Annotated in this window: 20 protein-coding genes; 11 read left to right on the forward strand and 9 right to left on the reverse strand. The window is 59.5% G+C overall.

What is annotated here, in order from left to right; genetic code table 11:
* Nucleotides 1-115: 115 nt before the first annotated feature.
* The 5 genes from ACMXYJ_RS01115 to ACMXYJ_RS01135 all read left to right on the forward strand — a co-directional run bounded on the left by ACMXYJ_RS01115 (nucleotide 116) and on the right by ACMXYJ_RS01135 (nucleotide 6,303).
* Nucleotides 116-757: a thiol:disulfide interchange protein DsbA/DsbL gene (locus ACMXYJ_RS01115; protein WP_415758489.1), complete on the forward strand. Its 642-nt coding sequence runs from the start codon at nucleotides 116-118 to the stop codon at nucleotides 755-757.
* Nucleotides 758-771: 14 nt separating this feature from the next.
* Nucleotides 772-1,650, forward strand: a complete 879-nt coding sequence (locus ACMXYJ_RS01120; RefSeq protein ID WP_033059783.1) for an endonuclease/exonuclease/phosphatase family protein — start codon at nucleotides 772-774, stop codon at nucleotides 1,648-1,650.
* Nucleotides 1,647-3,731 (forward strand): GGDEF domain-containing protein, encoded by a 2,085-nt coding sequence (locus ACMXYJ_RS01125; RefSeq protein WP_415758490.1) that lies wholly within the window; start codon nucleotides 1,647-1,649, stop codon nucleotides 3,729-3,731. Before ACMXYJ_RS01120 ends, ACMXYJ_RS01125 begins: the two co-directional genes overlap by 4 nt.
* A 103-nt stretch (nucleotides 3,732-3,834) precedes the next feature.
* Nucleotides 3,835-4,614: an N-acetylmuramoyl-L-alanine amidase gene (locus ACMXYJ_RS01130; RefSeq protein ID WP_415758491.1), complete on the forward strand. Its 780-nt coding sequence runs from the start codon at nucleotides 3,835-3,837 to the stop codon at nucleotides 4,612-4,614.
* A gap of 75 nt (nucleotides 4,615-4,689) precedes the next feature.
* On the forward strand, nucleotides 4,690-6,303 hold the full coding sequence (locus ACMXYJ_RS01135) for an EAL domain-containing protein (RefSeq protein ID WP_415758492.1): 1,614 nt from the start codon (nucleotides 4,690-4,692) through the stop codon (nucleotides 6,301-6,303).
* 12 nt (nucleotides 6,304-6,315) lie between these two features.
* On the opposite strand, the gene ACMXYJ_RS01140 is transcribed toward ACMXYJ_RS01135, so the two are convergent.
* Both ACMXYJ_RS01140 and algB read right to left on the reverse strand, forming a co-directional pair.
* Nucleotides 6,316-8,106 (reverse strand): KinB sensor domain-containing domain, encoded by a 1,791-nt coding sequence (locus ACMXYJ_RS01140; RefSeq protein ID WP_415758493.1) that lies wholly within the window; start codon nucleotides 8,104-8,106, stop codon nucleotides 6,316-6,318.
* Between the two features lie 10 nt (nucleotides 8,107-8,116).
* Entirely contained in the window at nucleotides 8,117-9,463 is a 1,347-nt protein-coding gene (algB, locus tag ACMXYJ_RS01145; protein ID WP_415758494.1) for a sigma-54-dependent response regulator transcription factor AlgB, read from the reverse strand.
* A 434-nt stretch (nucleotides 9,464-9,897) separates the two neighbouring features.
* Here algB and ACMXYJ_RS01150 point away from each other — a divergent pair, with 434 nt between their 5' ends.
* From ACMXYJ_RS01150 to ACMXYJ_RS01170, 5 genes are all read left to right on the forward strand, one after another.
* Complete coding sequence (locus ACMXYJ_RS01150; protein ID WP_415758495.1) at nucleotides 9,898-10,185, forward strand: hypothetical protein; 288 nt, start codon at nucleotides 9,898-9,900, stop codon at nucleotides 10,183-10,185.
* An 81-nt stretch (nucleotides 10,186-10,266) separates the two neighbouring features.
* On the forward strand, nucleotides 10,267-10,431 hold the full coding sequence (locus ACMXYJ_RS01155; RefSeq protein ID WP_003177151.1) for a DUF1328 domain-containing protein: 165 nt from the start codon (nucleotides 10,267-10,269) through the stop codon (nucleotides 10,429-10,431).
* Nucleotides 10,432-10,433: 2 nt separating this feature from the next.
* Nucleotides 10,434-10,898, forward strand: coding sequence for an inhibitor of vertebrate lysozyme family protein (locus tag ACMXYJ_RS01160; RefSeq protein WP_415758496.1), 465 nt, complete (start codon nucleotides 10,434-10,436; stop codon nucleotides 10,896-10,898).
* Nucleotides 10,899-11,594: 696 nt separating this feature from the next.
* Nucleotides 11,595-12,926: a glutamate/aspartate:proton symporter GltP gene (gltP, locus tag ACMXYJ_RS01165; protein ID WP_415758497.1), complete on the forward strand. Its 1,332-nt coding sequence runs from the start codon at nucleotides 11,595-11,597 to the stop codon at nucleotides 12,924-12,926.
* Nucleotides 12,927-13,162: 236 nt separating this feature from the next.
* On the forward strand, nucleotides 13,163-14,392 hold the full coding sequence (locus tag ACMXYJ_RS01170; protein ID WP_415758498.1) for a nucleoside recognition domain-containing protein: 1,230 nt from the start codon (nucleotides 13,163-13,165) through the stop codon (nucleotides 14,390-14,392).
* Nucleotides 14,393-14,510: 118 nt separating this feature from the next.
* Here the strand turns inward: ACMXYJ_RS01170 and ACMXYJ_RS01175 are convergent, their stop codons facing one another.
* The 7 genes from ACMXYJ_RS01175 to ACMXYJ_RS01205 all read right to left on the reverse strand — a co-directional run bounded on the left by ACMXYJ_RS01175 (nucleotide 14,511) and on the right by ACMXYJ_RS01205 (nucleotide 22,316).
* Nucleotides 14,511-15,137, reverse strand: a complete 627-nt coding sequence (locus tag ACMXYJ_RS01175; protein WP_415758499.1) for an ABC-type transport auxiliary lipoprotein family protein — start codon at nucleotides 15,135-15,137, stop codon at nucleotides 14,511-14,513.
* Entirely contained in the window at nucleotides 15,134-16,072 is a 939-nt protein-coding gene (locus ACMXYJ_RS01180) for an MlaD family protein (RefSeq protein ID WP_415758500.1), read from the reverse strand. Before ACMXYJ_RS01180 ends, ACMXYJ_RS01175 begins: the two co-directional genes overlap by 4 nt.
* 1 nt (nucleotide 16,073) lies before the next feature.
* Nucleotides 16,074-16,877, reverse strand: coding sequence for an ABC transporter ATP-binding protein (locus ACMXYJ_RS01185; protein ID WP_415758501.1), 804 nt, complete (start codon nucleotides 16,875-16,877; stop codon nucleotides 16,074-16,076).
* On the reverse strand, nucleotides 16,874-18,022 hold the full coding sequence (locus ACMXYJ_RS01190) for an ABC transporter permease (RefSeq protein ID WP_415758502.1): 1,149 nt from the start codon (nucleotides 18,020-18,022) through the stop codon (nucleotides 16,874-16,876). Before ACMXYJ_RS01190 ends, ACMXYJ_RS01185 begins: the two co-directional genes overlap by 4 nt.
* A gap of 53 nt (nucleotides 18,023-18,075) precedes the next feature.
* A complete protein-coding gene (locus ACMXYJ_RS01195) occupies nucleotides 18,076-19,107 on the reverse strand; it encodes a DUF5924 family protein (protein WP_415758503.1) in 1,032 nt (343 codons plus the stop codon).
* A 105-nt stretch (nucleotides 19,108-19,212) separates the two neighbouring features.
* Nucleotides 19,213-20,601, reverse strand: coding sequence for a M16 family metallopeptidase (locus tag ACMXYJ_RS01200; RefSeq protein WP_415758504.1), 1,389 nt, complete (start codon nucleotides 20,599-20,601; stop codon nucleotides 19,213-19,215).
* 56 nt (nucleotides 20,602-20,657) lie between these two features.
* Nucleotides 20,658-22,316, reverse strand: a complete 1,659-nt coding sequence (locus ACMXYJ_RS01205; RefSeq protein WP_415758505.1) for a Na/Pi cotransporter family protein — start codon at nucleotides 22,314-22,316, stop codon at nucleotides 20,658-20,660.
* Nucleotides 22,317-22,964: 648 nt separating this feature from the next.
* Here ACMXYJ_RS01205 and ACMXYJ_RS01210 point away from each other — a divergent pair.
* Nucleotides 22,965-23,213, forward strand: a complete 249-nt coding sequence (locus tag ACMXYJ_RS01210) for a DUF6124 family protein (protein ID WP_415758506.1) — start codon at nucleotides 22,965-22,967, stop codon at nucleotides 23,211-23,213.
* Nucleotides 23,214-23,322: the final 109 nt, after the last annotated feature.

Raw genomic sequence — 23,322 nt, forward strand, 5'->3', positions numbered from 1 at the left:
TGGCTTTGGCCGCCCTTTTTTGTGGCCGCTGCCGTTACACTACAGAACTCAAGCCCGCCAGGACCTGTCTGAAAACAGGTCGCGCGAGGCGACCAAAATTGTCCAGGAGTAAAGCATGCGTAATCTGATCATCAGCGCCGCACTCGTCGCTGCCAGCCTGTTCGGCATGACCGCCCAAGCGGCTGAAGCACCCGCAGCGCCTTATGTCGAACTGACCAATCCCGTCCCGGTAGCTGTGCCTGGCAAGATCGAAGTGGTGGAGCTGTTCTGGTACGGCTGCCCGCACTGCTACTCTTTCGAGCCCGTGATCAATCCATGGGTTGAGAAACTGCCTTCCGACGTGAACTTCGTCCGCATTCCGGCCATGTTCGGCGGCCCGTGGAACGCACACGGCCAGATGTTCCTGACCCTTGAAGCCATGGGCGTCGAAAACAAGGTTCACGCCGCGGTGTTCAACGCAATTCAGAAAGAACACAAGAAGCTGGTCGACAAGAATGAAATGGCAGACTTCCTGGCCACTCAGGGCGTAGACAAGGACAAGTTCCTGGCCACCTTTGACTCCTTCGCCATCAAAGGCCAGATCGTCAAGGCCACTGACCTGGCCAAAAAGTATGAAATCTCCGGCGTTCCGACCATGGTCGTCAACGGCAAGTATCGCTTCGACGTGGGCTCTGCCGGCGGTGCCGAGCAAGCATTGCAACTGGCCGACAAGCTGATCGACAAAGAGCGAGCGGCTAACAAGGCTGCTGCCAACTAAGCGCGGCGACTGCCATGCGCCGCTGGGGCACTGAACGCGTCGTTGGCCTGCACGATCCGCGGGTCAACGAACATCATCTGGAGTCGACGGGCCTGCCCGCAGACAGTCGTCTGCGTCTGCTCAGTTTCAATATCCAGGTCGGCATCAGTACCGAGCGCTATCACCACTACCTGACCCGGGGCTGGCAGCATCTGTTGCCGCACACCGGGCGTGCCGACAATCTGCAAAAGATCGGCAATCTGCTGGGCGACTTCGATCTGGTCGCCTTGCAGGAAGCCGATGGCGGCAGCTTGCGATCAGGCTACGTCAACCAGGTCGAACACCTGGCCCAGCTCGGCGCATTCCCCTACTGGTATCAACAACTCAATCGCAATCTCGGACGTCTCGGCCAGCACAGCAACGGTGTGCTCAGCCGCCTGCGCCCGTGGGCGATTGAAGATCATCCGCTACCGGGGCCCAAGGGTCGCGGGGCGATTCTGGTGCGCTTTGGCGAAGGTCCTGAGGCGTTGGTGGTGGTCATGATGCACCTGGCGCTGGGCGCCCGCGCCCGCAGTATGCAACTGGCTTACATCCGCGAGTTGATCGGCGGCTATAAACACCAGGTGCTGATGGGCGACATGAATACCCACGCCAGTGACTTGCTGCAAAATTCCCCGTTGCGTGACCTCGGCCTGCTCGCACCGCAACTGGAAGCGACGTTCCCTAGCTGGCGCCCGCAGCGCTGTCTGGACCATATTCTGCTGAGCCCCACCCTGACCCTTGAAAAGGTCGAGGTGCTGGCACAACCCATTTCCGATCACCTGCCGGTCGCGGTAGAGATTCGTCTGCCGGGTTCGCTCACGGCTGATGCATTGCCCGCGTTGAGTCCTGCCCCTCGCGGATCCCATGAATGAGCGACGAAGCACAGCGCTGGAAAGAGAAATACCTCAAAAGCATCGAACAACAGGAAAAGCTCGAACGTCGCTGGGACGCCCGACTCGACCTGCTGCGTCGTGGCCTGGTGCGCAGCACGCTGGCCGCCGAGGGCAGCGACCGCGTCGTTGACCAATGCATGAAGGAAATGCGTGAAGTCGTGCGCACCGACGACATGGACGCCGGCCTCGCCGCCCTGCTTCCGCGGCTGGAAAAAGCGGTGCTCGACTCCGAACAACGCCGGGAAACCCGGGTTAATCAGACCAGCGCTGCATTGACCGCGCTGGTCTCGCAGCTGCAAACATTACCGCTACCCCGCGAAGTAAGCCGGCCTCTGAAAAACTTCGCCAAGCAACTGGATGCAAGAGTCGGGCAGGCGCGCGAAATTCCGTTACTGCTCAGCGAACTGAGCGGTCTGCAAGGCAAAGCCCTGCATCAGCTTGAAAACCCGGCAGAACCCGGGCGCCCTGGCTTGCTGCAGCGACTGTTTGGTAGCCGTGAAGCGGATGAAGCGGCATTACAGGTTGCCTCCGGCACCTTCCCGACACCCGCCCCGCAGCCAGCCGAAGCCGTTGCTGTGCCTCATGCCGAAACACCACAGGTAACCGTCGATCTCGCACCAGAGATCGATAAGCCGCAAGTGGCGGTTACACAAGTTGCCGCGCCCGCGACTGCATCCGAGCCACCGACAGTCGAGGCTCCGCCCGCTGCAGCGCCTTCTGCTGCAGTTGTAGCGTTTGTCCCGCCGGTGCTCGAGCCGGAGCGAGCACGCGCCCAGACTCCAGAGACGCAACCGCAACCGCAACCGGACATAGAACATCCAGAAGAACCCGCGCCATCAATCATCGAGCCGAAAATACAGGCTCAACCGGCCATCAATCCCGACGAACTGACCCCGATGGTCTATCTCGATAGCCTGCCGTTGCCCCCAGCCATGGCCGAGATGTTGACCGCCGTAGCCCCTGAACAAGCCGAGCAGGATGTTCTCTATGCCCTGCCGGACTCGCCCGAGCCGTCCTACAGCTCGGTGGCCAAGCATATCGAAGACACGCTACTGGGCCTTCTCGACGACCTGACGCTGCCCGAGCGTCATCGTCCGCAAGCCGAAGCGATGCGTGATCGTCTGCAAAACGGTTTGAATTGGTACGAACTGCTGCCAATCCTCGATGATCTGGCAACCTTGATGCTGGCAATCACCGACAGTGGCCAGCATGAATTCGAAGCCTACTTGCAACAGCTGAACGAACGCCTCGAGTCGTTCCAAAGCAACTTGCAAGCCGCCAGCGAAGGCCATGCCGACAACCGTTCCGCCGCACGCGAGATGGACACGCAGATCCGCGAGCAGGTCGACGGCTTGCAGAGCAGCATGCAGGAAGCCGCCGACCTGGACGATCTCAAGCACGTCCTGGAAAACCATCTGGAAGGCCTGCTCGGCACCATGGACCAGCATCAGAAGCAGCGTGACGAGCGCGAGCAGGAAGTCGCAGCCCGCCTTCATAGTCTGGCCGAACGCGTTGCGCACATGGAGCAGGAAGCCCTGGGCTACCGCGAGCATCTTGAAGAGCAGCGTCAGAAAGCCTTGATCGACCCGCTCACCGACCTGCCTAACCGGGCAGCCTGGAGCGAACGACTGGATCACGAAATCAACCAATGGCAGCAACACGGCAACACCCTGTTGCTGGCAATGCTCGACCTCGACCATTTCAAACGCATCAACGATAACTATGGTCACCTGGCGGGTGACAAAGTACTGAAAATCATCGCCAGCGTGCTACGCAAGCGCCTGCGCGGGACGGATTTCATTGCCCGGTTCGGCGGTGAGGAGTTTGTCCTGTTGATGCCAGACACAGTGCTAACTGCTGGTGCGAAACTGCTGGAAAAGCTCCGTGCATCGATCGAAGCCTGCCCTTTCCACTTCAAGGGCGAACCAGTAACCATCACCATTTCCATGGGTCTGACGGCATTCAAACCCGGCGAACATAGCGATCTGGTTCTTAAAAGAGCCGATCAGGCCCTATATCGCGCGAAACATGCCGGCCGTAACCAAGTCGCACTGGGCTGATGGGTAATTGTTCCATTTTGTTTAAAACTTCGCGTTGGCCGTCTGCGCGCAAGACAGTACGTTACACTGTTGCATTACTGTCTTGCGTGTATTGCCTTCTGCCATGAAATATCTATCTCTCATCGCCTCGCTGATTCTGTTGGCCGGTTGTGCCAGCGGCCCGCGAATCGACACCCGTCACCCTTCAGCCAATTACGACAGCCGCATTCAGTTCGTGGTGGTGCACTACACCTCCGCATCACTGGAGCGCTCGCTGCAACTGCTGACCCACGGCGACGTCAGCAGCCACTATCTGATTGGCGACGACAAGGGCGCCACCATCTACAAGCTGATGGATGAAAACCTCCGAGCCTGGCACGCCGGGGAAAGCGAATGGCAAGGCCGGACCTGGTTGAACTCCAGCTCCATCGGTATCGAAATCGTCAATCCGGGTTTTAAAGACACCCCTACCGGGCGTCTTTGGTACCCCTACAGCGAAGACCAGGTCCAGTCCCTGATCGTCCTGCTCAAGGACATCAGCAAGCGTTACGCCATCAATCCCCGCAGCATCATCGGCCACAGCGACATCGCCCCGCTGCGCAAGCTTGATCCGGGACCGCTATTCCCCTGGAAGCGTCTGGCTGCCGAAGGCCTGGGAATCTGGCCGAACGAGCAGGCCGTAACGCGTCAGCAAGCACAGTTCGAAGTACAACTGCCAACCATCAGCTGGTTTCAGGCACAACTGGCCCGCGCGGGTTATCCCACGCCGCAAACCGGCGAGCTGGATGTCGCGACACGTCATGTGATTGCGGCCTTCCAGATGCATTTCCGACCGACACGTTTCGATGGCACACCGGATGCGCAAACCGCGGCGCTACTACAAGTCTTGAACCAGACAAAATAATGACGCCCGCCCGACGGTCAGGGCTTTTTTCCAATCAGCAGCTATAACTCATTGGTAATTCTTCGGATATTCCCTATGCCTGCTGCTCGAGAGACACTACGTAGTTGGTTCTTTCGCCCTTGGTTTTTGGCGATGCTGGCTGCTGCCTTGAGCGCGACACTCCTTATGGCTGGCAGCCTGTTCGTGGCCATGCATCAAGTTGAGCAGAGCGAAAGCGAAGAAATGAATGCCCAGGGCGAGCGCTTCCTTGCTCGTCTGGAGCAGCTTTTCGGGCAGTTGCGAGAAAGCCTCGACGACCTGGAAGCCCAGCCGTTACGCGGCTGCGATGACGAAATGATCGCGACCTTGCAACAGGTCAGCTTCAATTACCGTTTCGTTTACGAAGCCGCTTATATGGACGCCTCGCGGATCTGTTCCAACCGCCCCCGCCAGGAAGGGCTGTCGATGATAAGGCCGCCAGACATCAAGGGGCCGACCTACAGCTACTGGCTGAACACCACCACCGAACCCGATGAAAACCGTGCCGCGCTGATGCTCGGGCGCGGCAATTTTCGTGTCGCGACGTCTCGCGGGCATTTGACCGACATGGTCGACTTGCCACCGGGAAGCAGCCTGCTGGTAGTGCTCGACCACGGTACGCGCGCGATTCCGGTACTGGGTGTCTCGCAGGCCTGGCCACCCACCGAACCCTGGCCCCCGAAAAGCCTCGACTCGCTACAAGTGACGCATTCCCGCTTGATTTACCGCATGCCCACCAACAATCCGGAATACCAATTGGTGCTGATCAGCCCACGCACCGGTATGCATGTGCCCGCAGTCTGGTGGTGGTTGCTGCCGGCCAGCCTGGCACTCGCCTTATGTGTGGGTTTTCTGGTGCTTCTGCTGGTGCGCCAGCGACAGTCGCTGGACGCCGAACTGAGTGGCGCCATACGGCGAGGCGAATTGCAGGTGCTGTATCAGCCGATCTTCGACCTCGACAGCCGCAACTGTGTCGGGGCAGAGGCCTTGCTGCGCTGGCGAAGGCCGGACGGCACCCTGACCAGCCCCGACCTGTTTATTCCGATGGCGGAGAACACCGGCCAGATTCGCCAGATGACCGACTTCGTCCTGCAACGCCTGCTTGAGCAGCTGGGTCAATTGTTGCGGGCCAATCCGCAACTGTACATCTCGGTCAACCTGGCGGCCTGCGACGTCATGGTGCCGCGTATCGGCCAAGTCATGGCGCGCCTGCTGACTTTGCACCGCGTCGCGGCAAAGCAAATTGCCTTTGAGGTCACCGAGCGGGGATTGATCGATGTCGTGGTAGCCCGGGAAAACCTGCAAGCCTTGCGGGATGTCGGGCATCAAGTGCTGATTGATGACTTTGGCACCGGCTATTGCAGCCTCGCCTATCTGCAAACCCTGCCCGTCGATTGCCTGAAAATCGACAAGGCGTTTATCGATGCGCTGGGTCATGACGCTGCAAGTAGCGGTGTCGCCCCCCACATCATTCACATGGCCCAGGCCCTGCAACTCAAGGTGATTGCCGAAGGCATCGAACTTGAATCCCAGGCGGCGCTTCTGAGCAGTGAAGGCGTGAAGTTCGGTCAGGGTTGGCTATTCGCCCGTGCGTTGAGTGCGGTGCAGTTCATCGAGCTGATTACCCGTGGTCGCCGATTGGCTGCCCGACGTCTCGATGACGAAGCCTGAAGCGGCTGCGGCTCAAACCGACAGCGCCATATAGAACTGAGTACCCTGCCCCGGCCGCGAATAAACCCCCATCCGACCGCCGTGCAACTGCACGATTTCCTTGCACAGTGCCAGACCGAGTCCGGCACCGCCCTTCTTGCGACCGACCTGGACAAAAGGTTCGAAAATCCGCCCCTGCTGACCATAGGCAATGCCTTCGCCGTTGTCCTCGACGCTGATAATCACTCGCTCCCCATGGCGCCGAGCCTGCAAACGTATTTGCCCGCCGGAAGCGGTGTGGCGCAACGCGTTGTCGATCAGGTTATCGAGCACCCGATCCAGCTGCGGCTGATCGGCCTGCAATCGCGGCAATGGCCCTTGCACTTCCACCAGCAGGTCGATGCCCTGCTCTTCTGCCGGGCCGGTAAAACGTGCACGGGCCTGCTCCAGCAAATCCTCGATGGAGCACGGCGCCAACGTGAGTTTCTGCAATCCGTTCTGGTAGCGAGAGAAGTTCAGCAAGTCGTTGATCAGCTGCATCAAGCGCTGCATCTCTTCATTCACGGTGTCCAGCAGATCAGCTTCACGCGAGTCCTTGGCAAAGTGCGCACGCTCGCGGAACAGGCCGAACGCCATGTGCATCCCGGTAACCGGCGTTCGCAATTCATGCGAGGCGCGCAGCACGAACTCGCTGCGCACCCGCTCAAACGCCCGCTGTTCGGTGACGTCATGCAGCACCATCACGGCGCCGAGGATATGACCCTGTGTATGGCTGACCGGCGTCAGACTGAAGGTCAGCAACCGCGACTCACCGTCGACCTCAATACTCAGGTCCTCAGGCGCCCGCTCCAGGGTGCCGCCGCGCAGTACCAGTTGTAGCTGATCATCGAGTTCGGGACGCTCAAGCGCCGTACCCAGACCTTGACCGAGACGATCGCTGTCCCAACCCAACTGACGCTGCGCCACTGGATTGAGGTGCTCCAAACGGCCATCGCGATCAATCATCAACAGCCCATCGTCGATGCTGTCGAGCACGGCCTGCAAACGCTGCTGGCCTGCGAGCAGTTCATCGACATTGGTGGCCTGATGCTCGCGCAAGGCCTCGGCCATGATCCCGAAGCGCTTGGTCAGCTGGTTCATTTCCACGGCCGAGGAAATCGGTAGCGTCACTTCGAAATTGCCTTGGCCGATGTTGTCCGCCGCCTGGACCAGGGCCTCGATCGGTTCACCAAAACGTCGGGCGATAGCGTGGGCGGTGACGAAGCCGATGATCAGTACCGCCAGCCCCACCAGCCCGAGCAGGCCGGCAACCAACAGCGCCCTCTCCCGAGCCTGCCGTTCGGTGGCATTGATGTTATCCAGCGCCCGCTGTTGCACGGCGATCAAACCAGTGCGTAGCGCGTTGAATTTTTCGATGAGCTCTTCGTTGCCACTCAACACCTGTGTCGAGTCACGTGACAGGTCGTACGCCTGCAGAAAGCTCAGGTAGTCATTCTTGGCCTGTTCGAAACCGTGCTGGCGCTCATCGCCACCCGAGGCATGGACAATGCCGTCATCAAGCATCTGGAAATAATGCTGCTTGGACGCCTCGAACGCTGCAGGATCCGGCTTCTCGCTGAGCATGATCATCAGCTGATCGCCCAGGGTCTGACGCAATTTCAGTCCCAGGTCGAGCGTGACGAAATTATTGCGAATCAGCGCTTCCTGGGAACTCGCCATCTGCATCACGCTGACCAACCCGAGCAACAGCCCAAGCAATGCCACGGTGATCAGTGCGGAAATGCTCAGAAACAGCCGCGTGCGCAACTTCATCGCCAGTCTCATCGGAGACAGCTCACAAGTTGTACTGCTTGCGTTTTCGGTACAACGTCGAGGCATCGATACCCAGGGTCTTGGCGGCCTGGTCCAGCGTATCTGCAGTGGCGAGGACCGCTCCGATGTGGGCTTTTTCCAATTCATCCAGACTCAGCGCAGCGCCGATGCGAGGAGCGTTGTTGACCGGGCTTTCAGCCATGCCCAAATGACTGATCTCGACCCGTTCCTGTGGACAAATGATGCTTGCCCGCTCCACAACGTTGCGCAGTTCGCGAATGTTCCCAGGCCAGCGGTAGCCGAGCAGCGCTTCACGGGCTTCGTCGCTGAAGCCCCGAGCCGGGCGCGCGTACTCCTTGACGAAACGGGCCAGAAAGCGATCGGCCAGGTTCAGAATATCCTCCCTGCGCTCGCGCAGTGGCGGCAGGTGCAGGGTGATCACGTTCAGGCGGTAGAGCAGGTCTTCGCGGAAACGGCCATCGCGCACCATGTCTTCGAGGTTCTGGTTAGTGGCCGCGAGGATGCGCACATCGGCACGGCGGGTGATCGGGTCGCCCACCCGCTCGTATTCTTTATCCTGGATGAAACGCAGCAGTTTAGGTTGCAAAATCAACGGAAAATCGCCGATCTCGTCAAGAAACAGCGTCCCACCGTCGGCCTGATTGACACGACCCAGAGTACTTTCGCTGGCCCCGGTGAACGCGCCACGGCTGTGGCCGAAGAGCTCGCTTTCCATGAGTTCGGCGGTCAGGGACGGGCAGTTAATCGTGATACAGGATTTCTTCGCGCGCTTGCTCCAGCCGTGAATGGCCTGGGACAGTTCGCCTTTACCGGTACCTGATTCGCCGAGAATCAAAATATTGGCATCGGTGTTGGCCACCTGGCGGGCGGTTTCGAGCACGACTTTCATCGCCGGGCTGTGAGAGTCCAGGCCATCCTTGGGTTTGCGCACTTCGCCTTCAAGGGCTTCCAGACGTGCCGACAGTTGCCGCACTTCCAGCTGCTTGGCGGTGGCCAGGCGTAATTGATCGGGGCTGCAAGGCTTGACCAGATAGTCTGCGGCACCGGCCTGAATGGCATCCACCGCGGTATCCACGGCCGAATGAGCGGTGACGATCACCACCCTCATCCACGGCGCCTGAATGCGCATTTGGGCCAGCACATCGAGGCCATTGTCTTCACCCAGGCGCAGGTCGAGGAAGCACAGGTCGAAGACTTGGCGCTGAAGCAGTGCATCAGCCTGAGCGGCACTGTTGGCGGTAGCGACGCTATAGCCTTCATCTTCGAGGCAATAGCGGAAAGTACGCAGGATGGCGGACTCATCGTCCACCAGCAGAATGCGGCCTTGGTGCTCAGTGGCTGATTCCATTTTCCTACGCTCCTTAATGAATGATCTTGGTTAGTCCCGGAAAAATCGGGCAAGTTGCATGGTTGATTCTGGTCGATTCCAGCTACAGCAGCGTAGCTCTCTCCTCACCCTACGGCTAATCGCCTGATTTTGTTGTTTTTTTATCAGATAGCCGGTTCGCAGACGATTGCCGGTGTCTCTTTGTGACATCCACGCCCTCCTCGCAATTCAAAAATATTGAAAGTTCCTACGAGTCCATCGTGCATTACGCACGACTTCAAAAGGACCATCGTGCAGGATGCGTCCGACGCGTTTCCCACACCATTCATAACTAATTGATTTTATTGGATTTTATTATCATGAAAAGCTGGCATGCAGGCTGCAATAGTCTGATTAACCAGGGCATTTAAAAGTCGCCCCTAACAAGATCACCACAGTGTGGGAGGAGCTTCAGGATGAGTCGCCAACGTGCCGCCCAGTTGCGTATCTCGCCACTGCATATCCAGCAAGGTCTGTTTGCTGTTCTGGCGCTACTGATCACCTTGATCGTCGGCCAGCAGTTTCAGCGCTGGGAGCAGAACCAGCAGCAAGAAGCGCCACGCCTGTCGATTCAGCACCCGACCCAAACCCATTTCAGCGCGGCCAGCAGTAACCAGGCTGACAGCCCCCCAATGCGAATGATGGACGTCGACCAGGCTCAGCCTGCGGATGAGATGCCTCGCCAGGAACGTTGGGTGTTCTAGACACATGAACTTGGCGCGTTTGATGCGCCGGGAAAAGCACCACAAGCAGCACCTCTAAATAGAAGCGTAAGGAGAATCACCATGTTGAGCTGGGCAATCACATTCTTGATCATTGCCATCATCGCTGCGGTACTGGGCTTCGGTGGTATCGCGGGCACCGCCACGGGTATCGCCAAGATTCTCTTTGTCGTGTTCCTGGTGATGTTCATTGCTTCCTTCTTCTTTGGCCGTCGCGGTCGAGGGTGAATATGAGCGTTTTGTTAAAGACACTGGCAGCCGCCCTGCTTCTGGGCGGCAGTGCCATGGCAACAGCGGCCAATGACGGCCAGGCGCGGGTCAATGAGTTACTCAATGCAGACCCGCAATACCGTGAAACCTGGCAAGGCGTGGTGAAGAAAGAAGAACGCCTGCCGGAATGGGTCATGAACCTGTCCGGCGACGCCGAGCAAATGAATGCTGTTGAAGAAGATGGTGAAAAATATCTGGTTGGGCCGCTCTGCGAATCGCAGGCGACATGCCTCAACAAGCGCTTGATCGTTGCCGTCAGCTTCGACAAGAAGGATGCCTACGCCATGCTGGTCGAAGTGCCTGCGGGGCTGCCGGCCGACAAGTCGCCCACGCGACATGCCGACTACCGCTTTCTTGGAAAGCCGGACCAGGGTATGCAGGACTTGTTGAGGGAACAGCTGAAGAAAGATCCACACTGGTACTGAATTCGTAACATGAAAGAAGCAGCATGGCTTCTTTCCACTGCGCTACCCGAGGACGGTAGACGCATGATCAAGGGGCCGGGACGTTCTGCCTGTTTCAGGGGCGGAGTGACCTACGGGTACAGGGAGTGCCTGCGCAAGGGCCGGGTCAGGCAGAAGCTGCGACGCAAGTTCGCCGGTCACTCATGGATCGACGAACTTGCGAAGAGCTTCCTCAGCGCAAAGCATTGTCTTAGAGCGTTCTGCTCACCTGCTCAGTGAATCCCTCGCAAAACCATTTCGCGGTGTTTCTTTGGTGACCGTATATCGAGAAAACTGCGACTCAAAGACCGAGAAATTTCGCGCTTAAACGTAGGCTTTTTCCCGAGTTTTAGCCCACATCCCCTTGTTCAAAAAACAACCAACCTCCTCTGCGATGGCCGGTTCACGGCACTTATGCCTGCCGAAATGTCGTATTCGAACCGGTTGGGACGCGTGTTTCAGTTAAAAAAGCTCATGCCGATTCGGCATAGGGTAGGCGTTTACGGCATTAGACGTCGCTTCCTTGCATCTGAATAGTTGCGCCTTTTTTCGCCTGCCAGAGAGCCGATAACAAGCGCTCCGGGGCACCTTATACGGGGGTAGATGCACAAGACTTTTTCGCCACAAGCGTTCCAGTTCTTGCATCTGCCTGAGTCAAACGCAAGTAAGGGTAAAGATATGAAGAAGGCAAAGCTTAGCCTCGCCTGGCAGATCCTCATCGGTCTGGTATTGGGGATTGCAATCGGTGCGCTGCTCAACCATTTCAGTGCCGAAAAAGCCTGGTGGATCAGCAACGTCCTGCAACCAGCAGGCGATATCTTTATCCGTCTGATCAAGATGATTGTGATCCCGATCGTGATCTCTTCGCTGATCGTCGGTATTGCAGGTGTCGGCGACGCGAAGAAGCTTGGGCGCATCGGCCTCAAGACCATCCTTTACTTCGAGATCGTCACCACCATCGCCATCGTGGTCGGTCTGGTGTTGGCCAACGTGTTCCATCCGGGCACCGGCATCGACATGAGCACCCTGGGTACCGTGGATATTTCCAAGTACCAGGCCACTGCCGCCGAGGTTCAACATGAACATGCGTTCATCCAGACGATCCTCAACCTGATCCCGTCGAACATCTTCGCGGCCATGGCCCGCGGCGAGATGCTGCCGATCATCTTCTTCTCCGTATTGTTCGGTCTCGGTCTGTCGAGCCTGCAATCGGACCTGCGCGAGCCGCTGGTGAAGATGTTCCAGGGCGTGTCGGAAAGCATGTTCAAAGTCACTCACATGATCATGAACTACGCCCCGATCGGCGTTTTCGCACTGATCGCCGTGACCGTGGCCAACTTCGGCTTCGCCTCTCTGATACCGCTGGCCAAACTGGTGATCCTGGTTTACGTCGCCATCGCCTTCTTCGCCTTTGTAGTGTTGGGCCTGATCGCTCGCCTGTTCGGCTTCTCGGTGATCAAGCTGATCCGCATCTTCAAGGATGAGCTGGTGCTGGCCTACTCCACCGCCAGTTCCGAAACCGTGCTGCCGCGCGTGATCGAGAAGATGGAAGCCTACGGCGCGCCGAAAGCCATTTGCAGCTTCGTGGTACCGACCGGCTACTCGTTCAACCTCGACGGTTCGACCCTGTACCAGAGCATCGCGGCCATCTTCATTGCCCAGCTCTACGGCATCGACCTGTCGATCAGCCAGCAATTGCTGCTGGTGCTGACCCTGATGGTCACCTCCAAAGGCATCGCCGGCGTACCGGGTGTGTCCTTTGTGGTGCTGCTGGCCACCTTGGGCAGCGTGGGTATTCCACTCGAAGGCCTGGCGTTCATCGCCGGTGTCGACCGCATCATGGACATGGCCCGTACCGCACTGAACGTGATCGGCAACGCCTTGGCCGTGCTGGTCATCTCCCGTTGGGAAGGCATGTACGACGACGCCAAGGGCGAGCGCTACTGGAACTCCCTGCCGCACTGGCGCAGCAAGGAAAAATTGCCGGTGGGTGAAGTTTCCAGCAACTAACGCATAACCCCTGTGGGAGCGAGCTCGCTCGCGATGACGGACTACCAGCCAACTTAGATGTCGACTGATACACCGCAATCGCGAGCAAGCTCGCTCCCACAGTTGATTGAGGCCAGCCCATAGTATTGGGTTCAACAAGGCCCAATGCAGTGCCAAACAAACCCTGGAGAAATCCGGGGTTTGTCGTTTCTGGCTACCCCGCTATCATTCGCCGCATTCTTCGGGGGATTTGACTGATGCTTAATGGCCTGTGGCTTGGCTTCTTCATCGTGGCTGCCGTTTCGGCACTGGCGCAATGGCTGATCGGCGGTAACGCCGGGATCTTCGCGGCGATGGTGGAAAGCATTTTCGCCATGGCCAAGTTGTCAGTCGAAGTCATGGTCCTGTTGTTCGGCACTCTGACGCTCTGGCTGGGCTTTCTGCGAATTGCCGAGAAGGCCGGGATCGTCGAGTGGCTGGCCAAAGCGTTGGGTCCGTTGTTCCTGCGGTTGATGCCGGGAGTGCCGGCCGGGCATCCAGCCATCGGCCTGATCACGCTGAACTTCGCCGCCAACGGCCTGGGCCTGGACAACGCCGCCACGCCGATCGGCCTCAAAGCCATGAAGGCGCTGCAAGAACTCAACCCCAGCGACACCATCGCCAGCAACGCGCAGATCCTCTTTCTGGTGCTCAACGCCTCTTCCCTGACCCTGCTGCCGGTGACGATCTTCATGTACCGCGCCCAGCAAGGTGCGCCCGATCCGACCCTGGTGTTCCTGCCCATCCTGCTCGCCACCAGTTGCTCGACAGTGGTCGGCCTGCTGTCGGTGGCGTTCATGCAGCGTCTGCGCCTGTGGGACCCGGTGGTGCTCGCGTACCTGATTCCCGGCGCCCTCGCCCTCGGTGCCTTCATGGCGCTGCTGGCGACGCTCTCAGCGACCGCTCTGGCCGGCCTGTCATCGATCCTCGGCAACCTGACGCTGTTCGGGCTGATCATGTTGTTTCTGGTGATCGGCGCGCTGCGTAAGGTGAAGGTGTACGAAGCGTTCATCGAAGGCGCCAAAGAAGGCTTCGACGTGGCCAAGAACCTGCTGCCGTATCTGGTGGCGATGCTGTGTGCCGTCGGCGTGCTGCGGGCGTCCGGAGCGCTGGACTTTGGCCTGGACGGGATTCGGCATCTGGTGGAATGGGCCGGTTGGGATACGCGCTTCGTCGATGCGCTGCCGACCGCCATGGTCAAGCCGTTCTCCGGCAGCGCCGCCCGGGCGATGCTGATCGAAACCATGAAAACGTCCGGCGTGGACAGCTTCCCGGCGCTGGTGGCGGCGACGATTCAGGGCAGTACCGAAACGACCTTCTATGTATTGGCGGTGTACTTCGGCGCGGTGGGGATCCAGCGGGCGCGGCATGCGGTGGGTTGCGCGTTGCTGGCGGAGCTTGCCGGCGTTCTCGGCGCGATCGGGGTTTGCTACTGGTTCTTCGGATAAACCAAAAACCCTGTGGGAGCGAGCCTGCTCGCGATGAGGTCGGCACATTCAACAATTCTGTTGGCTGTTAAACCGCCATCGCGAGCAGGCTCGCTCCCACATTGATATGTGTAGGTCTTCAAGGCCTCAGCGGCGGGGCAACCTTCTGTCCTTGCTCCACCGCCCAGCTCACCACCTGCGCCGTCAATTGATCACCGGCCTGACCAAACCCGGCCACCACCGCCGGCACCTTCACATCACTCAACGGCTGGCGCACTTCGAAGCGTCGGCTGGCGAGAATTCGCTGGTCATAACCACGCACCAGCAATGCATCCAGACGCACGACGACGCTCGCGTTCGTTCCTTGGTACTCAGTCTGGAACGCCTGCAGGTTACCGCCCAGTTCAAGATCAGCCTGGAAATTGCTGTCATCGGTACTGAGCAATGGCACCCGACCATCACGCTGGAAACCATCAAGCAGACGATTGCGCAGCAACACCGGTGCCGGGTCGCTCCAACGCGAAGCCTTGTAGCTGCTGATCAGATCACCCTGAGGGATCACGGCGATCTTGGGGCTGTTCAAAGCCTCGCTGGCCTGCGGCTTGGTCAGACGCAGCGACCAGCGCTGCGGCACCCCTTGACTGGCCGATGTGCTGCTCTGGGCCGAAGGCAACCGATAGACATCGGACGGTTCAGACTTGGGCAGGATCGAGCAAGAACTGAGCACAATGAAGCTGGCGAGGAGGGCGAGGTGAGGCAGCTTCATGGCGTGAACTCCTTGTTCTTGTCATTGCCCAGCAAATAACCGGTGGGGTTGGCTTCCAGACGCTGGGAGATGGCCCGCAACGACGTCAGGGTGTCACGCAATTCACGCACCGCCGGAGCCAGGCCATTGAGGCCTTGCATGCCGCTGTTGAGCGAGTCCTGATTGGTCGTGAGCAGCTTGTTGATGGTCGCGCTGCTCTGTTCCAGCGACTTCATCGCCTGCTCGGCACTGCCGAACATCTGCTTGCCTTGATCGTTGAGCATGCCATTGGCGTTGCGCATCAGCGCCGACGTCTGTTCAAGCATGGCGCCGGCCTGTTTACCGACTGATGCCAGTTGCTGCATCGCCTGGCGAATATCGCCGCGCTGGTCGGCGATGGTGCCGGTGGTTTGTTCCAGATTCTCAAGGGTCTTGCTGATGCGCTCGACGTTCTCCGAAGAAAACATCTGATTGGCGTTGTGCAGCAGCATGTTCACACCGGCCACCAGGTCGCCGCTGTCATTCAGCAAACGGGCGATGGGCGAGGGCGATGCAATGATCGTCGGTAAATGACCGTCCTTGCCCTTGAGCGTCGGACTTTGCGGTGTACCACCGCTGAGCTGAATGATCGAGGTGCCGGTGATGCCGGTCAGCGCCAATATGGCCCGGGTATCTTCCTTGATCGGCGTATCACCACCCAGACGAATCCGCGCCAACACCCGGCGCGGGTCTTTCGGGTCCAGGCGCAGGGTCACCACGTCGCCGACCTTGATCCCGCTGTACTGCACGGCGCTGCCCTTGGACAGACCGCTGACGGCTTCGTTGAAGACGATTTCGTAATCCTTGAACTCGGTGTCGACGCTGGACTTGGCCAGCCACAGGCCGAAGAGCAGGGCGCCCGCCACCACAATCACGGTGAACAGGCCGATCAATACATGATGGGCTCGGGTTTCCATGTCAGACCTCCTTAAGCTGTTGAGCGGCGGTCAACGCCGCGCGGCCGCGAGGGCCATGGAAGTATTCGTGAATCCACGCGTCGTCAGTTTCCGACACCTTGTCGATGGCATCCGCCACCAGCACTTTTTTCTGCGCCAGCACCGCCACCCGGTCGGTGATGGTGTAGAGCGTGTCGAGGTCGTGGGTGACCAGAAACACACTCAGGCCCAACGCATCGCGCAGGGTCAGGATCAATTGATCGAACGCGGCCGCGCCAATCGGATCGAGGCCGGCGGTGGGTTCGTCGAGAAACAGGATGTCCGGGTCCAGCGCCAGCGCGCGGGCCAGTGCCGCTCGCTTGATCATTCCGCCGGACAGCGAAGCGGGGTACTTGTCGGCCGCCGACAGCGGCAGCCCGGCCAAGGCCAATTTCACTGCCGCCAGGTGCTCGGCATCCTCTCGGCTCAAACCGGCATGCTCGATCAGGGGCAAGGCGACGTTCTCGGTGACCGTCAGCGAAGAGAACAGGGCGCCTTTCTGGAACAGCACGCCGAAGCGCCGTTCGACCATCGAGCGCTCGTGTTCAGACAGGGTCGGCAGGTTTTTACCGAAGACCTTCACCACCCCTTCGCTGGGCTGGCGCAAGCCGACGATGCTGCGCAACAGTACTGACTTGCCGCTGCCGGAACCGCCGACCACCGCCAGGATTTCGCCCTTGTACAAATCCAGATCGAGGTTTTCATGCACGCTCTGACTGCCGAAGCGATTGCACAGACCGCGGACTTCGATCACCGCCTCGGAGGGCGCTCGGGGTAGACGACTCACCAGCCCATCTCCATGAAAAACAGCGCGGCCACGGCGTCGAGCACGATCACCACGAAAATAGACTGGACCACACTCGACGTGGTGTGAGCACCGACGGACTCGGCGCTGCCGCTGACTTTGAAGCCTTCGAGACAGCCGATCGCGGCGATCAGAAACGCGAAGATCGGCGCTTTGACGATCCCCACCAGAAAATGCTGAACGCCAATATCCGATTGCAGCAGCGACAGGAACATCGCCGGCGAGATATCCAGCGCCACCGCGCAAACCACACCGCCACCGATAATCCCCGAAAGCATCGCCAGAAAGGTCAGCATCGGCAGCGCGACCAGCAGGGCCAACACGCGCGGCACCACCAGCAGCTCCATCGGGTCGAGGCCCAAGGTGCGGATGGCGTCGATTTCTTCGTTGGCTTTCATCGAGCCGATCTGCGCGGTGAACGCACTGGCGGTGCGGCCGGCCATCAGGATCGCGGTCAGCAACACACCGAATTCGCGCAGGAAGGAGAACGCCACCAGGTCCACGGTGAAAATACTCGCGCCGAAACTCGCCAGCACCGTCGCCCCGAGAAACGCCACCACCGCGCCCACCAAAAAGGTCAGCAGGGCAACGATGGGCGCGGCGTCGAGGCCGGTCTGTTCGATGTGCGCCACCATCGGCGTAATGCGCCAACGTTTCGGGCGAAACAGACCGCGGGCGATGGTTTCCAGAATCAGGCCGACGAAACCCAGCAGTTGCAGGGTGTCCTGCCAGACCGCGTCGACCGCGCGGCCGATGCGGGTCAGCAGTTGAATGCCGACGCTGATTTCCGGTTCCTTGATCGGCACGCAGAAGTCGGTCAGCGAGCAATAGACGGTCTGCAACAAGGCACGGTCGGCGGAGGACAGTGTGCAATCGGGGTGTTCGGCGGATCGGCCCAAACGCTCGGACCCGAGCAACTCCACCAGCAGCGACGCGCCGGCGGTGTCGAGCGCGCCGAGGCCGTTGAGGTCAATGTGAGTGCTGTCGTCGTATTGGCCGCGGAGCTTTTCGCTCAGGTGCTTGAGATCGGCGTAATGGGCAAGCGTCCAGTCACCCGTGACCCGCAACTGAGCAGGGGAGTGAGAGGTGTCCAGTCGGGCACTGCCGGGCATTGTGCTGCTGGTCATAAGCTCCATGCTTTATCGGCTATTACGCGGCTCTACGTAATAGCACGAACGGGTCACTTTGCGGCAGTCGCAGGCTTGTTGTCCTTTACCACGAAGCGCAACACACCGATGACCTGGCCATCTTCGGTCAGCACCCGAACCTGCCATTTACCCGCGGGGTTGCCGGGGAAATTCTGCTTGTGGGTCCAGGCCCGATAGCCTTCCTTGCGCCCCCCGTTGATATCCAGCGGGATACGGTCGACTTCTTTACCGTTGAACATCCAGACGTGATAAATCCGTTCGGCCAGACCGCGCGGGGCATTGATCGCGGTGTACGCGTACAGCCCACCTCCGCGAATCTGCTCGGCGCTGACTTCTTCCAGACTCTTGCCTGGTGTGCGGTCCTGCATTTGCGTGCTGATTGCCACGTCGGTCATCCACAGGGTCGCCGGCGGCACCCAGGACCGCAGCACCCAACCGAGCGCGCCGATGCCCACCGTAATACTGAGAATCGCCAAGGCATTGCGCACGGTACGAATCGGGAAGATCGACGCCAGACTCGGGAACGACAGGACAACGGCGGTGCCCAGGGCCAGTTTGAAACTCTGAGCGGTGGTCAGGTGCAGGATGACGGGCAGGGCGGTCAGCAGTGCAGCGAACAGCGTCAGGGTGTGCAGTGCCAGGAACGCCCAGCGCCGGGGGGCCAGCCATTTGTAGTAGAGCGGGTCGATGATGGAGATCAGCGCGGCGACGCCCAACAGCCCGGTGAAAAACAACTGGCCGCTGTTCCAGGTGGTGGTGATAAAAAAGAACGGCAGGACGAAGAACAGGCTTTCCTGGTGGATCATCTGCGTGGCGTAACGCAGCAGAGGTTTGGGGATTTCGCGTTTGAAGATCCTGGCGAACAGCTTGGTGAGGCTGTTTTCCAGCATCAGCCAGATCCAGCTGATCAGCATGATGGTGGTGATCCAGGTCGCCAGACCTTGCTGGCGATCCACCAGAATGAAGCTGCCAACCCCGGAAATGAAACCGCCGAGCGCAATGACCCCTGGGTAGCGCTTCATCAGTTCCAGGATGCGCTGGACGTATAGGGTCAGAGTAGGCATTCGGCGGTTCGCAATAGTCGTGGGAAAAATCCCCGACAGGGTAACCGCCGAGAGGGCGGCGTGGCGAGGGGCTGCGGTCCGATCACGAATCCCCTCACCACAACGCTACACGGTTGGCGGCTTCCTTCGATGCAAGCGCCAACCCATCAGCATCAATACGACGAGCCCCAGCACCCCGGCAATCGCCCAAATAAACTGATCATCACTGATCAACGGCTGTTCGATCCGCAGGTAGCCCGGCTGCATGAGCAATTCACGCATGGCCTTGTTGGCTTCCTCCAGCGTCACCCCTTGCAGTTCCTTGGCCGGGTTGGCGAAACGGCCGTCCTCGTAGTCCCCAAGGGCACTCCAGTAATAATCGGCCAACGCGCTGTTGCCTTGCACGGCCCAGGCCTGGCGGGCGATGGCGGCCTGCTTGAGGCGGTTGAAGGTGTTGGCATTGAGACCGTCCCTGAGCAACCCGGCCTTCAGGTCCTCCAGCACCTGTTCGGCCTCGGGCACGTCGTCGCGCTCAAGGTCCGCGTTCAGGCTCATGAAGCCCACGCCGCCAAACACCTCGCGCTCGGCCGAAGGCCCGTAGGACAAGCCATGGGCCAAGCGCATCTGGCGGTAGAGCGCCCAGTCCAGATAGTCCTTGAGCAAGTCGAAGGTTTCGTCATGCTGATCCTCCAGCACCGGCTCTGGCACCAGCCAATGCAACTTGGCACTGCCGCCGACAAAACCGTGACTCAGGGTGCGCTCATGGGCAGCACTGGCCTGGATGGCCGGCAGGGGCGGGTGATCAGTCGGGTCGACCGCTTCAAGCGCTCCATAAGACCGTTCCAGATAGGCCGGCAGCACCCGCTCGAGGTCGCCGACCACGATCAGGGTCATGTTGTTGGGCGCGTACCAGGCCTTGCGTACCTTTTCCAACTGATCGCGGGTCAGGTGATCGACCTCGGGCCGCTCGGGGCATTTGAGGCCCAGTTCCACTGCCAGCTGATTACTCGCCGTGTGGCCAAGGTCCTGGCGATCCAGCCAGCGTTGCAGGTGCGAGTAATGGCCGCCGTCTTCGCGCTCGACCACTTGTTTGGCGGCGTTGATGGCGTTGTCGTCGATTCGGGTCTGGGTCAGCAGCGCCAGCAGCAGGTCGAGGACCTTGCGCTGGTTTTTCGCCGGGGCTTCGATGACGAACGTCGTGTCGGCATTGCTGGTGTAGGCATTCCACTCGCCACCCAGGGCCTGCATGCGTTCTTCCAGCCCGCCTTCGCCCGTGGCGTCGATGCCGCTGAACAGCAAGTGCTCAAGCAGGTGCGGCAGCTCCTTGTCGGCGCAACTGAAATCATCGATGCCGACGCCGACCACCAGACGAATCGCCACATGCCCGCGCTCGGTGCCGGGTTTGAGCATTAATTGCAGGCCATTGGGCAGCGTATAGCCCTCGACCTGAAAGCGATCCAGGGCAAATGAAGGGAATGAGCCAAGCAACAGACAGGCAAACAACAGACAACGCATAACGGGTTTCCATACGGCTAGCGTAAGTTCAACAGACTTCAGGCAACTGTGGACGTTCAGGGTGAATGAGTGATGTCAGCGAAATCGTCGACCGCCAGGGCACCGGTGTCGGAAGTTTCCAGCACCACATAGGCGCTGCTGCAAAACAGCGAATTCAGACGCTTCATGTCGGCAATCAACTCCAAGTGCAACGAGCTGGTCTCGATACTCTGCACGATCTTACGTTGCAATCGGCTGACGTGAGCATGAGCCAGGCGGCGTTCCTGTGCGCGAAAGCGACGTTTCTCACGCAATAACTGGCGGGCACTTTCCTTATCGGCACTGAGGAACACCGACAACCCCAGGCGCAGATTGGATATCAACTGAGTGTGCAGCCCCGCCAACTCTTCCAGGCCGACTTCGGAAAAAGACCGGCGCTGCGAGGTTTTCTGCTGCTGGACCTTGCGCAGCATGCGTTCGATGAGGTCGCTGGCGAGCTTGAGGTTGATCGCCAGTTCGATGATTTCCGCCCAGCGCCGACTGTCCTGCTCGCTGAGGTCTTCGCGGGGCATTTGCGCCAGATACAGCTTGATCGCACCGTAGAGCGATTCCACATCATCGGTCAGGCGCCGCATTTCCTGGGTAACGGCGGTTTGCTTGCCGTTCAGCACGTCGAGCATGGCCTCGAGCATGTTGTCGATCAGGTCGCCGATACGCAGGGTTTCCCGGGCGGCATTGGCCAGCGCCAAACTGGGCGTGACCAGCGCCGTCGGATCAAGATGCCGCGGTTTGGCAGTGCCGTTGAGTTGCGGGCGCTCCGGCAGCACCCACGCACAGAACCTGGCCATCGGCCCGACACTCGGCAGCAAAATCAGGCAGCGCGCGGTGTTGTAGAGCAGGTGAAAGCCGATGACCATTTCCTGAGGGCTGAAGTCCAGACTGTCGATCCAGTGCACCAACGGGTCGAGCACCGGGATGATCAGCAACAGACCAATCAACTTGTACAGCAAGCTGCCCAACGCCACCTGGCGGCCGGCGGCGTTCTGCATGCTGGTGCTGAGGAAGGCGAGGATGCCGCTGCCGATGTTGGCGCCGATCACCAGACCGATGGCCACGGGCAGGCTGATCACTGCGGCACCGGCCAGGGTCGCGGTCAGCAGGACGGCGGCCAGGCTGGAGTAGGAAACCATCGCAAACAGCGCGCCGACCAAGGCATCCAGCAGGATGTCGCCGGTCAGCGAGGCGAAAATCACTTTCACGCCTTGGGCCTGGGTGATCGGCGCGGCGGATTCGACGATCAGTTGCAGCGCCAGGATGATCAGCCCCAGGCCGATACCGACCCGACCCATCTGTCCGACCCGGGTCTGTTTGCGCGACAGGAAGAAAATCACCCCAAGAAAGATCAGCAGCGGCGACAGCCACGACAGGTCGAAGGTCAGCACCCGCGCCATCAGCGCAGTACCGACGTCGGCCCCGAGCATGGTCGCCAGGGCCGGGGTCAGCGCCATCAGGCCCTGACCGACAAAGGAGGTGACGAGCATGGCGGTGGCGTTGCTGCTCTGGACCATCGCCGTCACAACGATCCCCGAGACGAACGCCAGCCAGCGCTTGGACATGTTCCGGCCAATCACATGGCGCAGGTTGGAACCGTAGACCCGCAGGATGCCGGTTCGGACGATGTGCGTGCCCCAAATCAACAAGGCCACGGCAGATAACAAATTGAGCAGGGTGAGCATGCAGGCCCCCTGTGGTGGTAGCGCCCCAAAGGGGCAAGTTGACGGTGCCGCGCGTTCTTCTACGTTCTGTACTTAAGCTGTAGTTGGCTAACGGTCTGCGCGCCAGCATCGCACAGCTAAAGTAGCGATTGAAACAAAACTGTCATGAAAACAGGTTGATGCAGGTATGAAAAAGGGGCCCATAGATCTCAGCACCTCAGTTGAAAGGTTACGCGAACATAACCTGCGGTCTGTGCGTCAACCTTTGGAAAGAACTGTCGGCTAATTCTTCAACTGCGTTGATGTGATTCACGCGCTCTGCAACACATGTTTAATGACACCCAGAGTTACTTCTCGGAGGCTACAACGCCTTGCGCCGTTGCCTACGGTTACGCCAGAATCCGCCGGCTTGTGCGCCTAGAGGCTCGTCGGTAACTTGGCTCCCGTCACTGCCCATCAGTGATCGGGTTTAGTAGTCCGGCCAGTCATCTCGGTTGTACAAGCGTCATCCAGTCAGGTATCCGCCTGCGCTTGATGGTGGCTGTGCATAGGGCGCCCTCGGGCGCGCCGGGTGTTTTAGGTGACTTTGCCGGTCTACTAACCTGTGCACAGCTGCCACCCTTTCGTATTAGTAGCGAACGGGTTGCGGCCATACTGGAGAAAGTCCCTATGTTCAAAGTCACACCCAACCCACCGCGAAAATCCAGCACCATCTTCCTCATCAACCCCGAGGTCGATAACGAAACCCTGCTCGCTCACGCCTGCGAATCGTTGGCGTCGGCCAGTGTCATGGCCAGTGATTTTGCCGGTTTTCTGGAAGGTTCTCAGCGCAACACCCTGCTGGGGATTCAGCAAAGCATCATGTTGGGGGAATTGGCGGTGAATCGAGTGCTGGATAACCTCGATCCGCCAGGGTAATCACAGAGCAAAAAAAATGTGGGAGCGAGCCTGCTCGCGATGGGGCCGTCACATTCAACATCGATGTTGACTGACAGGCCGCTATCGCGAGCAGGCTCGCTCCCACAAG

The sequence above is a fragment of the Pseudomonas arabinosi genome (genome assembly GCF_047758675.1).
GTDB lineage: Bacteria > Pseudomonadota > Gammaproteobacteria > Pseudomonadales > Pseudomonadaceae > Aquipseudomonas > Aquipseudomonas arabinosi.

What these genes read in the sequence shown, in the direction of transcription:
- ACMXYJ_RS01170 (WP_415758498.1), top strand. Translation starts at nt 13,163, where the DNA reads ATGCTTAATGGCCTGTGGCTTGGCTTCTTCATCGTGGCTGCCGTTTCG.
- ACMXYJ_RS01155 (WP_003177151.1), top strand. Translation starts at nt 10,267, where the DNA reads ATGTTGAGCTGGGCAATCACATTCTTGATCATTGCCATCATCGCTGCG.
- ACMXYJ_RS01120 (WP_033059783.1), top strand. Translation starts at nt 772, where the DNA reads ATGCGCCGCTGGGGCACTGAACGCGTCGTTGGCCTGCACGATCCGCGG.
- ACMXYJ_RS01140 (WP_415758493.1), bottom strand. Translation starts at nt 8,106, where the DNA reads ATGAGACTGGCGATGAAGTTGCGCACGCGGCTGTTTCTGAGCATTTCC.
- ACMXYJ_RS01160 (WP_415758496.1), top strand. Translation starts at nt 10,434, where the DNA reads ATGAGCGTTTTGTTAAAGACACTGGCAGCCGCCCTGCTTCTGGGCGGC.
- ACMXYJ_RS01125 (WP_415758490.1), top strand. Translation starts at nt 1,647, where the DNA reads ATGAGCGACGAAGCACAGCGCTGGAAAGAGAAATACCTCAAAAGCATC.
- ACMXYJ_RS01205 (WP_415758505.1), bottom strand. Translation starts at nt 22,316, where the DNA reads ATGCTCACCCTGCTCAATTTGTTATCTGCCGTGGCCTTGTTGATTTGG.
- ACMXYJ_RS01175 (WP_415758499.1), bottom strand. Translation starts at nt 15,137, where the DNA reads ATGAAGCTGCCTCACCTCGCCCTCCTCGCCAGCTTCATTGTGCTCAGT.
- ACMXYJ_RS01130 (WP_415758491.1), top strand. Translation starts at nt 3,835, where the DNA reads ATGAAATATCTATCTCTCATCGCCTCGCTGATTCTGTTGGCCGGTTGT.
- ACMXYJ_RS01190 (WP_415758502.1), bottom strand. Translation starts at nt 18,022, where the DNA reads ATGACCAGCAGCACAATGCCCGGCAGTGCCCGACTGGACACCTCTCAC.
- ACMXYJ_RS01195 (WP_415758503.1), bottom strand. Translation starts at nt 19,107, where the DNA reads ATGCCTACTCTGACCCTATACGTCCAGCGCATCCTGGAACTGATGAAG.
- gltP (WP_415758497.1), top strand. Translation starts at nt 11,595, where the DNA reads ATGAAGAAGGCAAAGCTTAGCCTCGCCTGGCAGATCCTCATCGGTCTG.
- ACMXYJ_RS01115 (WP_415758489.1), top strand. Translation starts at nt 116, where the DNA reads ATGCGTAATCTGATCATCAGCGCCGCACTCGTCGCTGCCAGCCTGTTC.
- algB (WP_415758494.1), bottom strand. Translation starts at nt 9,463, where the DNA reads ATGGAATCAGCCACTGAGCACCAAGGCCGCATTCTGCTGGTGGACGAT.
- ACMXYJ_RS01150 (WP_415758495.1), top strand. Translation starts at nt 9,898, where the DNA reads ATGAGTCGCCAACGTGCCGCCCAGTTGCGTATCTCGCCACTGCATATC.
- ACMXYJ_RS01200 (WP_415758504.1), bottom strand. Translation starts at nt 20,601, where the DNA reads ATGCGTTGTCTGTTGTTTGCCTGTCTGTTGCTTGGCTCATTCCCTTCA.
- ACMXYJ_RS01135 (WP_415758492.1), top strand. Translation starts at nt 4,690, where the DNA reads ATGCCTGCTGCTCGAGAGACACTACGTAGTTGGTTCTTTCGCCCTTGG.
- ACMXYJ_RS01180 (WP_415758500.1), bottom strand. Translation starts at nt 16,072, where the DNA reads ATGGAAACCCGAGCCCATCATGTATTGATCGGCCTGTTCACCGTGATT.
- ACMXYJ_RS01210 (WP_415758506.1), top strand. Translation starts at nt 22,965, where the DNA reads ATGTTCAAAGTCACACCCAACCCACCGCGAAAATCCAGCACCATCTTC.